Annotated in this window: 14 protein-coding genes; 9 read left to right on the top strand and 5 right to left on the bottom strand. The window is 67.4% G+C overall.

Annotation, left to right across the window (positions count from 1 at the left end; translation table 11 throughout):
- Window positions 1–9: 9 nt before the first annotated feature.
- Both OIE47_RS29875 and OIE47_RS29870 read left to right on the top strand, forming a co-directional pair.
- The gene (locus OIE47_RS29875; protein WP_326557856.1) at window positions 10–645 is read left to right on the top strand and encodes a TetR/AcrR family transcriptional regulator C-terminal domain-containing protein; all 636 of its coding nucleotides are present in this window, start codon (window positions 10–12) and stop codon (window positions 643–645) included.
- On the top strand, window positions 632–1030 hold the full coding sequence (locus OIE47_RS29870; protein WP_326557855.1) for an NUDIX hydrolase: 399 nt from the start codon (window positions 632–634) through the stop codon (window positions 1028–1030). Before OIE47_RS29875 ends, OIE47_RS29870 begins: the two co-directional genes overlap by 14 nt.
- Window positions 1031–1118: 88 nt before the next feature.
- On the opposite strand, the gene OIE47_RS29865 is transcribed toward OIE47_RS29870, so the two are convergent.
- The gene (locus OIE47_RS29865; RefSeq protein ID WP_326557854.1) at window positions 1119–1964 is read right to left on the bottom strand and encodes a hypothetical protein; all 846 of its coding nucleotides are present in this window, start codon (window positions 1962–1964) and stop codon (window positions 1119–1121) included.
- A 176-nt stretch (window positions 1965–2140) separates the two neighbouring features.
- On the opposite strand from OIE47_RS29865, the gene OIE47_RS29860 reads away from it, so the two are divergent.
- The 4 genes from OIE47_RS29860 (at window position 2141) to OIE47_RS29845 (ending at window position 5070) form a co-directional block, all read left to right on the top strand.
- On the top strand, window positions 2141–3118 hold the full coding sequence (locus OIE47_RS29860) for a TIGR03557 family F420-dependent LLM class oxidoreductase (RefSeq protein WP_326557853.1): 978 nt from the start codon (window positions 2141–2143) through the stop codon (window positions 3116–3118).
- A gap of 154 nt (window positions 3119–3272) precedes the next feature.
- A complete protein-coding gene (locus OIE47_RS29855; RefSeq protein WP_326557852.1) occupies window positions 3273–3773 on the top strand; it encodes a hemerythrin domain-containing protein in 501 nt (166 codons plus the stop codon).
- A 36-nt stretch (window positions 3774–3809) separates the two neighbouring features.
- Window positions 3810–4772 (top strand): TIGR03557 family F420-dependent LLM class oxidoreductase, encoded by a 963-nt coding sequence (locus OIE47_RS29850; protein ID WP_326557851.1) that lies wholly within the window; start codon window positions 3810–3812, stop codon window positions 4770–4772.
- 25 nt (window positions 4773–4797) lie between these two features.
- Window positions 4798–5070, top strand: coding sequence for a DUF4235 domain-containing protein (locus OIE47_RS29845; RefSeq protein ID WP_326557850.1), 273 nt, complete (start codon window positions 4798–4800; stop codon window positions 5068–5070).
- A gap of 81 nt (window positions 5071–5151) precedes the next feature.
- On the opposite strand, the gene OIE47_RS29840 is transcribed toward OIE47_RS29845, so the two are convergent.
- Complete coding sequence (locus tag OIE47_RS29840; RefSeq protein WP_326557849.1) at window positions 5152–5373, bottom strand: DUF2188 domain-containing protein; 222 nt, start codon at window positions 5371–5373, stop codon at window positions 5152–5154.
- 169 nt (window positions 5374–5542) lie between these two features.
- Between OIE47_RS29840 and OIE47_RS29835 the strand changes: the two genes are divergently transcribed.
- Window positions 5543–5884, top strand: a complete 342-nt coding sequence (locus OIE47_RS29835) for a hypothetical protein (protein WP_326557848.1) — start codon at window positions 5543–5545, stop codon at window positions 5882–5884.
- Window positions 5885–5965: 81 nt separating this feature from the next.
- Here OIE47_RS29835 and OIE47_RS29830 read toward each other — a convergent pair whose 3' ends face one another.
- Window positions 5966–6154 carry a DUF397 domain-containing protein gene (locus tag OIE47_RS29830; protein ID WP_326557847.1) on the bottom strand — a complete coding sequence of 63 codons (189 nt, stop codon included), beginning with the start codon at window positions 6152–6154 and terminating at the stop codon, window positions 5966–5968.
- Window positions 6145–6945: a helix-turn-helix domain-containing protein gene (locus OIE47_RS29825; protein ID WP_326557846.1), complete on the bottom strand. Its 801-nt coding sequence runs from the start codon at window positions 6943–6945 to the stop codon at window positions 6145–6147. The genes OIE47_RS29830 and OIE47_RS29825 overlap by 10 nt, the downstream gene beginning before the upstream one ends.
- A gap of 291 nt (window positions 6946–7236) precedes the next feature.
- Between OIE47_RS29825 and OIE47_RS29820 the strand changes: the two genes are divergently transcribed.
- Both OIE47_RS29820 and OIE47_RS29815 read left to right on the top strand, forming a co-directional pair.
- Window positions 7237–7542 (top strand): hypothetical protein, encoded by a 306-nt coding sequence (locus tag OIE47_RS29820; protein WP_326557845.1) that lies wholly within the window; start codon window positions 7237–7239, stop codon window positions 7540–7542.
- Entirely contained in the window at window positions 7535–7810 is a 276-nt protein-coding gene (locus tag OIE47_RS29815; protein ID WP_326557844.1) for a hypothetical protein, read from the top strand. The genes OIE47_RS29820 and OIE47_RS29815 overlap by 8 nt, the downstream gene beginning before the upstream one ends.
- A gap of 447 nt (window positions 7811–8257) precedes the next feature.
- Here OIE47_RS29815 and OIE47_RS29810 read toward each other — a convergent pair whose 3' ends face one another.
- Window positions 8258–8566 carry a putative quinol monooxygenase gene (locus OIE47_RS29810; RefSeq protein WP_326557843.1) on the bottom strand — a complete coding sequence of 103 codons (309 nt, stop codon included), beginning with the start codon at window positions 8564–8566 and terminating at the stop codon, window positions 8258–8260.
- Window positions 8567–9014: the final 448 nt, after the last annotated feature.

Genomic DNA, 9014 nt, shown 5'->3' with positions numbered 1-9014 from the left:
AACTTTGACATGTCCACCTCCGAGCCGCGCTCCGGCCGCGACGCCCCACCCAGGGACCGCGGTCGGCGTACCCGTGGATTGATCCTCGAACAGGCCGCGGCGCTGTTCGCGGCGCGGGGCTACGACGGCGTCGGTGTCGCCGAGATCGCCGCCGCGGCCGGCGCGCACGCGAACCAGATCACCTACTACTTCGGTTCCAAGGACGCGCTGTTCGTGCACACGGCGTTCCGGTTGCTACTGCGCGACGCCGCACGACTGGAGCCGGTCGGGCGGCGGCAGCGTACGCCGGAGGCGTTCCGGACGGCGATGGCGCGTACGGCACTCGCGCTGCCGGCGGTGCCGACCGCCGTCCGGGCGATGTCGATCACCCGTCAGCGCCCGGAGCTGCGGCCACTGGCCGAGCAGAGCCTCACCCTGCTGTTCGGAAAGGCGCAGCGGTACCTCACCACGATCCTGGAGCGCCGGGGGTGGGAGATCGACCGGCCCGCCGACGTCGAGACCCGTACGTTCTGGAGCGCCGTCCTCGGCGCGCGCCTGATCTCGGAGTCCGGGTTCGGAGGCCGATCCGACGAGATCGACCTCGCCGGGGTGCTCACCGTACGCGGAAAGGCCGGCGCCTACGATGCCGAGCGTGACCGTCATTGACAAGATCGCGTGGATCCGGATCGAGAACAGCGCCATCCTCAGCACCCGCAGCCACGGCAAGGACGTCTACTACCTGCCCGGCGGGAAGCGCGAGCCCGGCGAGACCGACCTGGCCACCCTGGTCCGCGAGATCGACGAGGAACTCCGGGTGGCGATCACACCGGAGAGCGTCACCCCGGTCGGGACCTTCGAGGCCCAGGCCCACGGGCACGCCGAGGGCATCACCGTCCGGATGACCTGCTACGCCGCCGACTACCGGGGCGTACTCACGGCCAGTAACGAAATCGCCGAGGTGGCCTGGCTCGGGTACGCCGACCGGGACCGGGTCTCCCCCGTGGACCAGATCATCTTCGACCGGCTGCACGAGAGCGGTCAGCTCGCCTGAGCGCCGCCCGCGGGGCGGCGGTTGGAGTCGAAACGCAAAACGGCTCCGGGCGGACCCGGAGCCGTCACGCGTTCGAGGTGCCGGTCGGTCAGCCTTCGAGGTCCTTCAGGGCGTCCGCGAGGCCCTTCATCATCTCGGCGAAGTCGGCGGTCTCCGCAGCCGGCGGCACGTCGACGGTCAGGGCCTTGTTGTACTCGGTGTAGTCGGCCGTGATGTCGTTCGCGTCGTTGAGGTAGGCGCGGAAGCGACGGAGCTGGTACTGCTCGTCCACCCAGAGGTCGACCTTGACCTCCTTGACGCCCAGCTTGGTGAGCTCCTTCTCGAGCGCCTCGCGGGCCTTGGCGTCGGTCGTCGCGGCGACGTAGGCCGTGCTCGGGACGGTCGCGGTGTAGTGGACGGTCTTTGCCCCGTTCACCGTCTCCTCCCCCACCACGGTCACCGTCTCGGCGGTCAGGACCGGCTTCAGGGACTGACCCGGGTCGATGTTGTCCAGCATGCTGGACATCGCCTCGGTACCCTCCTGGCCGGCCATGCCGGCATCCATCTTCAGCCACTTCTTGCCGTCGAACTCCGCCTGCTCGGCGGCGGAGATTCCGACGTACATGGCGGAGCCGATGATGCGGACGGTAGTCGGGCCCTCCTTCGGGTCCTCCAGCGTCATCTCGGCCTTGCGGTCGGTGCCGAGGATCGCGAAACCGCTCCCCTTGATCGGCTCGCCCTCGCCCTTACCGTCCATCGTGAACGTGATGGAGGTGGCGCTGCCGATGGTGGTCGCCGTCTTCTGGATCGAGCCCTTGGCGTCACTGGCCAGCAGTTCCAGGACCGTCGGTTCCTTCTTGGTCTCCGTCGCCGCATCCTGCGGGCCGCAGGCGGTGAGACCGAGCATCGCGACCGCGGAAACGGTCAGGACTGTGGAGCTTTTCCAACGAGACACGAGAAAAAATCCCCCGGGGGTAAGTGAGGTCTTGCTCAGGCAAGGCTCGATACCTTATCCCACTTCGTCGATCGAACGCTCCCCGATTCGACCGCAGCGAGGTGACCTGCACGTTTGTCGCGTACCGGTCGGGGTAGTCGGTCATCCGGTGGTTGGCGGCGAGAAGGGGACCGGGCATGCAGATCGGGTACAAGCTCTCCTCGGAGGCGTTCGGGCCGGAGGAGATCATCCGGCAGGCGATCCGGGCCGAGGAGGTCGGCTTCGACTTCGTGGAGATGAGCGACCACTACCACCCGTGGCTGGACATCCAGGGGCACTCGTCGTTCACCTGGACCGTGCTCGGCGCCGTCGCCGCCCGTACCCGGACCGTCGGCCTGGTCACCGGCGTCACCTGTCCGACGATGCGCTACCACCCGGCGATCATCGCCCAGGCGGCGGCAACCCTGGCGATCGTCTCCGGCAACCGTTTCACCCTCGGTGTCGGTGCCGGCGAGCGGCTGAACGAGCACGTGGTGGGCCTGGGCTTTCCGAGCGTGCGGGGTCGACACGAACGGCTGCGCGAGGCACTGGAGATCATCAACCTACTCTGGTCGGGCGGGTACCACTCGTACGAGGGCAAGCACCTCCAGTTGGAGGACGCGCGGGTCTTCGACCTGCCGGAGACCCTGCCGCTGATCGCGGTCGCCGCCAGCGGACCGGCCTCGGCGAAGATCGCCGGGGAACTCGGCACCGCCCTGTTCGCGGTCGAACCGCAGGCCGAGATCATCGAGCACTACCGACAGGCCGGTGGCGACGGCCCCCGCTACGCCGAGGTCAACCTCGCCTGGGCGACCGACGAGCAACAGGCGGTGCAGGCGGCCCTGACCAGCAGCCGGTGGGCGGTCACCGGTTGGAAGGTGATGAGCGAGCTGCCCAACCCGGTCAACTTCGACGCCGCCAGCAAGTGGGTCGACGAGGACGACATCCGCCGGCAGTACACCGTCGGTCCGGACCCGGAGGCACACGTACGGGCGGTGCAGGGCTATCTCGACGCCGGTTATGACCGGTTGGTGCTGCTCAACGCCGGCCCGGACCCGGACGGCTTCCTCGACTTCTTCGAACGCGACCTGGCCGACCGGATCCGGTCGCTCAAGCCGTCCGGCTCCGCCACCTGACCCATCGCCACCTGAACCAGGCGCACCCGCACGACCGGCGTCTCCCCTTTCGGGGCGGCGCCAGCGTTCTTTGTTCCAGGTCAGCGGCATCGGCCGAGGTTTCCGTTCGGAGGGCGGAGGGTAGCAGGGTCTTCGAACCAACCAGGAGGCTCGGATGTCGAACGACGCGATTGTTCTGCTCAAGCAGGATCACAAAGAGATCAAGGCATTGTTCAACGAATTCCAGCAGGCCGGCGAGAATGCCACCAAGAAAAAGGGCGACATCGTCGACCGCATTCTCGAACTGCTGACCGTGCACACCTACATCGAGAACGAGTGCATGTACCCGGAGACCCGCAAGCTGCTGCCGGATCTCGAGGACGACGTGCTGGAATCTTACGAGGAGCACCACGTGGCGGACGTACTCTGCCTCGAACTTGCCGCGATGAAGCCCGAGGACGAGCGCTTCGACGCCAAGACGATGGTGTTGATCGAGAATGTCACGCACCACATCGAGGAGGAGGAAGAGGAGTGGTTCCCGAAGGTGCGTGAGGGGCTCGGCCGAAAGAAGCTCCAGGAGATCGGCGAACGCATGATCGAGCTGAAGAAGAAGGCGCCCCGCAAGCCCACCGAGCCGAAGGCGATGAAAAAGGCCGTGGACGCGGTCACCGCCTGATCCCCGTACGGTTTTCGCAGCGCGAAGGAGTGGACAATGCGCATCGGGTACTTCCTTTCCAGCGAGGAATACACCCCCGCCGAGTTGCTGGAGCAGGCGCGGGGCGCCGAGCGGGCGGGCTTCGAGGCACTCTGGATCTCCGACCACTACCACCCGTGGGTGGACGCCCAGGGGCAGAGCCCGTTCGTCTGGTCGACGATCGGCGCGCTGAGCCAGGTCTGCCGGCTGCCGGTGACCACCGCCGTCACCTGCCCGACCGTACGGATCCACCCGGCGGTCATCGCCCAGGCGGCGGCGACGAGCGCGGTCCTGCACGAGGGTCGGTTCGTGCTCGGCATCGGCAGCGGCGAGGCACTCAACGAGCACATCTTCGGTGACGCGTGGCCCAGCGCGGACGTACGGCTGGAGATGCTGGAAGAGTCCGTGGAGGTCATCCGCGAGCTGTGGAAGGGCGAGTTCACCAACCACCACGGCAAGCACTACACGGTGGAACATGCTCGGATCTACACCCGGCCGGAGCAGCCGCCGGCCATCTACGTCTCCGGGTTCGGCCCGAAGTCGGTGGATCTGGCGGCCCGGATCGGTGACGGTTACATGAGCACCTCCCCCGACCCCGACCTCGTCAAGCGCTTCCGGGACGGTGGCGGCGGCGACAAGCCGTGCCAGGCCGGCTTCAAGGCGGCGTACGCGGCGACCGAGGACGAGGGTGCGCGGATCGCGTACGAGCGTTGGCCGAACGCCGGGGTGCCCGGCGAGTTGTCCCAGGTGCTGCCGTCGCCCCGGCACTTCGAGCAGGCGTCCGAGCTGGTCACCGAGGACATGGTGCGCAAGGCGTTCGTCTGCGGCAGCGATCCGGACGCCCACCTGGAGATGATCGACAAGTACGCCAAGGCGGGCTTCGACGAGATCTACGTCGCCAACACCGGTCCGCACTACCAGGGGCTTTTCGACCTGTACGCCAAGCACGTACTGCCGGCGCTGCGCGATCAACGACGCTGACCGGCCACGAGGGAGGATGGGCACGATGGGCAAGACGGTCAACAAGATGGCGTACAAACCGGTGGGAATCCTGCTCGGTGTCGCGGCCGGTGCACTCGCCGGCATGGTGTTCAAGCAGGTCTGGAAGACGGCGGCCGGTGACGGCGACGCGCCCAACGCCACCGACGAGGACCGTGGCTGGGGCGAGATCCTCGCCGCCGCCGCCATCCAGGGCGCGATCTTCGCGGTGGTCAAGGCGGCCGTCGACCGGGGTGGTGCGGTCGGCGTACGTCGGGTCACCGGTAGCTGGCCCACCTGAGTTCCCGAACCACCACCAACCGGGAGGGGCCCGACTCGTACGAGTCGGGCCCCTTTCCAAGCTTGTGCGCCGGGCGCGGCGTCAGCCCTTCGGCGGGTACGGATCGTCCTGGTAGGTGTACTCGGTTTCGATCTTCCCGTCGGTGGTGTGCAGCACGAGCTGGCTCGGCTGGTTCGCCCGCGCGGTCTCGCGGCCCTTGTCGACGGCCTCCTGCTTGGTGGCGAAGGTGCCGAACCCGCTCGACCCCTGCTCGACCTTCCAGCGACTGCCGTCCGGTACGACGTGGTACTCGCTGCGGCTCATCGTTCCTCCTCATCAGGGTTTCGAGATCATCGATCCCTTGTTTCGTACCCCGGTCTCCGAGCCTCAAACAGGTAACCCGCAGTCGCGGGGACACCGATCGGGCGCTCGCTCGTTGTAGTTACGAACGGTGTCCCCACCCCCGGGGGCTCCTGGCACCGGAGGTGACCAGGTGAAGGCTCACGTACTCGCCCTTACCGTGGTGCCCCTGCTGGCAGCGTTGACGGCATGGACGGCATTCGGTCAGCTCACCACCGCGACTCTCGTCCCACCGGCGTACCCGCGCTCCCCCGCGCCGCCGTCGCTCGATCGACAGGGGCCGGACCAGGGCACTCTTGACCGTGGCGGTGGACGGGCGGGTTCCGCCGGCCAGGAGGACGATCCTGATCCGTACGCCGGTTACTCGATCGACGTGGACGGCGATCAGATCACCCTGCACCACCGGTCGGACCCGGCACAGTGGCTCCGGTGGCCGTTGGGGCGGGTGCTGATCGGCGAGCTGCCGACCAACTGAGCGGCGGAAGCGCGGGCCGGAGATGACCGTGCCCCTGTGCCGGTTGGGGCGACAGGGGCGACGGTCGAGGTTCTTTAGGTGTCAGTGCTGCTTTGCCAGGCCGACAAACGCGCGCCACGCGTCCGGGGCGAAGGTCAGGGTGCCGCCGTCGCGGTTCTTGGTGTCGCGGACCAGCACGCGGCCGGGCAGGTTGTCCGCGACCTCCACGCAGTTGCCGCCACTGGAGCCGCTGCGAGAGGACTTACGCCACCTGGCGCCGGTCAGATCCATGGCTTCACCACTTCCTTGATCAGATCGAGAGACTGACGCGTCGGCAGAGCCTCGTTCCGGACGCTCTCCCACCTTGTCAGCAGGCTGGCCACCTGCTCGGCCCGATGCACGACCGTGCCGCCGAGCTGATTCTCCATGTACCCGACCCAGCCGCCCTCCGACCTGTGTACCAGGACGAACGGGCCGCTCAGCCCGACATGTAGGCCGACGCCGGCCGGGATGACGTGCACGCTGACCCGTGGTCGCTGCGCCATCTCCAGCAGGTGCACGAGTTGGGCCGCGAGCATCTTGTCGCAGCCCTCGGCGAAGCGGTGCAGCGCAACCTCGTCGAGCACGGCCACGAGGTGCGGCGGGTCGTCCCGGTCCAGGATCGCCTGCCGCTCCATCCGGGTCGCCACGGCCTGTTCTACCTCCGCTTCGCTCATCGTCGTGTCTAGACGCAACACCGCGCGGGCGTAGTCCTCGGTCTGGAGCAGGCCGGGAATCAGGTTCGGCTGGAAAGCCCGGAGTTGGTCGGCCGACTGTTCGGCGTCCCGCCACGGCTGGAACCACGACGGGGCGCCGAACTTGAGCACGAGCCGCTCGTACAGGCCGCCGGTGTTCGACGCGCGATCGGCGCCACGGACGAAGTCCATGGTCAGTGCTCGGGTGCCGTTCTCGACCGAGCTGACGTGTGACGCGCTGAAACCAGCGGCCTTGCCGAACGACTCCTGTGTCTGGCCGGACGCGGTCCTCGCCCGGCGGATCTCCCCAACGATGAATTCGGCCAGTGGACCCGGTACGTCCGCCATTCGACATCCCCCAATTCAACAGATCAACTATTCACGGCCACTCATGCGGGACCCGCTCCCGTCACGTCGGCTCTAGCGGGTTCGAACGCCTATCGACACTAGGGGGCGCGGTACCAGGGTGTCACTAGTGGAACCGCTCGGAGCTGTCGGCAAACGCCCGGGCGGAACTGCGGGGCCGCCCCGTTCCTTCCCCACCCGCCCGTGCGAGCGGGGCGGCCCCTTCCACCGACGAAAGGAGACGCGCCGATGTCCGAACACGACGACCGAACCGTTGCGCGGAACTTCCACGAAATGAGCGGAAAGCCGCTCGTCAAGATCGGCGACATCGTGAACGCGGAGCACGACGAGTACCACCGGGGCGCCCACCCGCATGTCCGGCCCGGCGACGGTGACCTGCACCTACGCGTGACGTACCTGCCGAAGGACGCCTCGGTGTGGGGCGGGGAATGGCTGTCCCTGCGGGGCGTCGAGATGCCACCGGGCGAGCCGGAAAAACCCGAGATGCCCTTTGTCGTACGCCGCCGCGCGTTGCCGGGACATGTCCCTGACTGGCCGCCGGTCATACCCGGCCCGAGCGGGCGGAATGGTCATGCCTGACCCGCCGGAGTTGGCGATGCACACTCCCCTGCGACCATTCTGGATCTGCCGGACCGACGCCCAACCGTGGCCCTGCGCGGACGCCAAACTCGACCTGACACACGGTTTCCGGGACCGGCAGGTCGAGCTGTACCTCTACCTCGGTGCACAGTTCGTGCACGCCCTCGCGGACCTCACCGCCGTCAATCCGGCGGTGGAGCTGGCCGTCGAGCCGGACGCCATCCACCACCGTTTCCTCGGCTGGGTACGGGTACGCCGGCCCCGATGACCGAGCTAGTGCCCCGTCTTTGAACGTTGATCGTGTAATCCGTCGGTTCTGAGGGGGCGTCGGGCCGGCTGTCTCCCAACGTAGGACGCTGTGGGAGGTGGTGGCCGGTGGGTAGACGCCCGGAGGTGTTCGTCCGGCAGGTGTCGATGGTCGAGGGTCAGCGGTTGCAGCGGATCACCCGGACCGCGAAGGACCCGGTGAAGCTGCGGCGGGCGATCATGGTGCTGATGTCCGCCCAACCGAGCGCGTTGAACCATGACGCTCGACAACGCATGTTGTCGCCGTGGCAGTGGCGAGCAAGGCGACCCGGACCCGCGCCGGTGGCGCGGAAACGGCCGCCGGATGGCAACGTGCTGCCCCGGGCTATCTCACTCGACCATGTTCCTCACCTGCGATTCGGAGAACGTTCGGCGAGAGGGAAGGCATGGTCCCGCGGGACGCGGACAGTCAGGCCGGTACGCCCTTCCCATACACAGCCGCGCCGAAGACCTGTTCCGACTCGGCGACGAGCTCCGCTATCACCGGCCTGACTGCGGCCATCACAGCGCTCCCGTGGTGAACGGCGAAGGCAGAGTCGTCTGCGTAGAGCTCGGAGATCCAGAACAGCTCGGAATCGTCCTTGGACCGGTGCAGAGCGTAGAACAGCGTGCCCGGTTCCTGCTCCGCCTGCTCGATCGCAGGTCGGAAACCGGCGATCAGGTCCGCTGCCTTCCCTGGCTTAACCTTGAATCGGGCAAGAAACGCGACGGTCGGCATCAAAACACTCCTGCTTAACGAGACGGTCAGGGCCGTGCCGTTGGCACGATGACCACGCGCCACGGCCCGCGATTCCTGCTTCGCCAGCTCCGGCCTGCACCTTGTGCGGAGAAGGTTACCAACTGACAACGACCCACGAAGGCTCCGACGCTCAATCGCCCCAGGTCAAAGCACCAAGCAGCCCAACGAAAAACTTAGCGCACGATCTGACACGGATGCTCCTCAAACGCCGTTTCCGTCGTGCGGGGACAGCATCAGCCGTGCGCGGTAGGCCCACTGCTTGACAACGCTGTTGTCACTGTGGTGGTGGCGGGCGAGACGATTCGGACCTGCGGCGGTGGTGCGGAAACGGCACGACGACGCGACGACGAAACGCGACTACCGGACAGGGGTTGACAACATCTGTTGTCGGCGTCAGGCCGAGTGTCGACAACGGGTGTTGTCACTA

This window comes from Micromonospora sp. NBC_01796, assembly GCF_035917455.1.
Taxonomy (GTDB): domain Bacteria; phylum Actinomycetota; class Actinomycetes; order Mycobacteriales; family Micromonosporaceae; genus Micromonospora_G.
The sequence above is the reverse complement of the archived record's forward strand: the minus strand, read 5'-3'. Positions and strand labels throughout refer to the sequence as shown.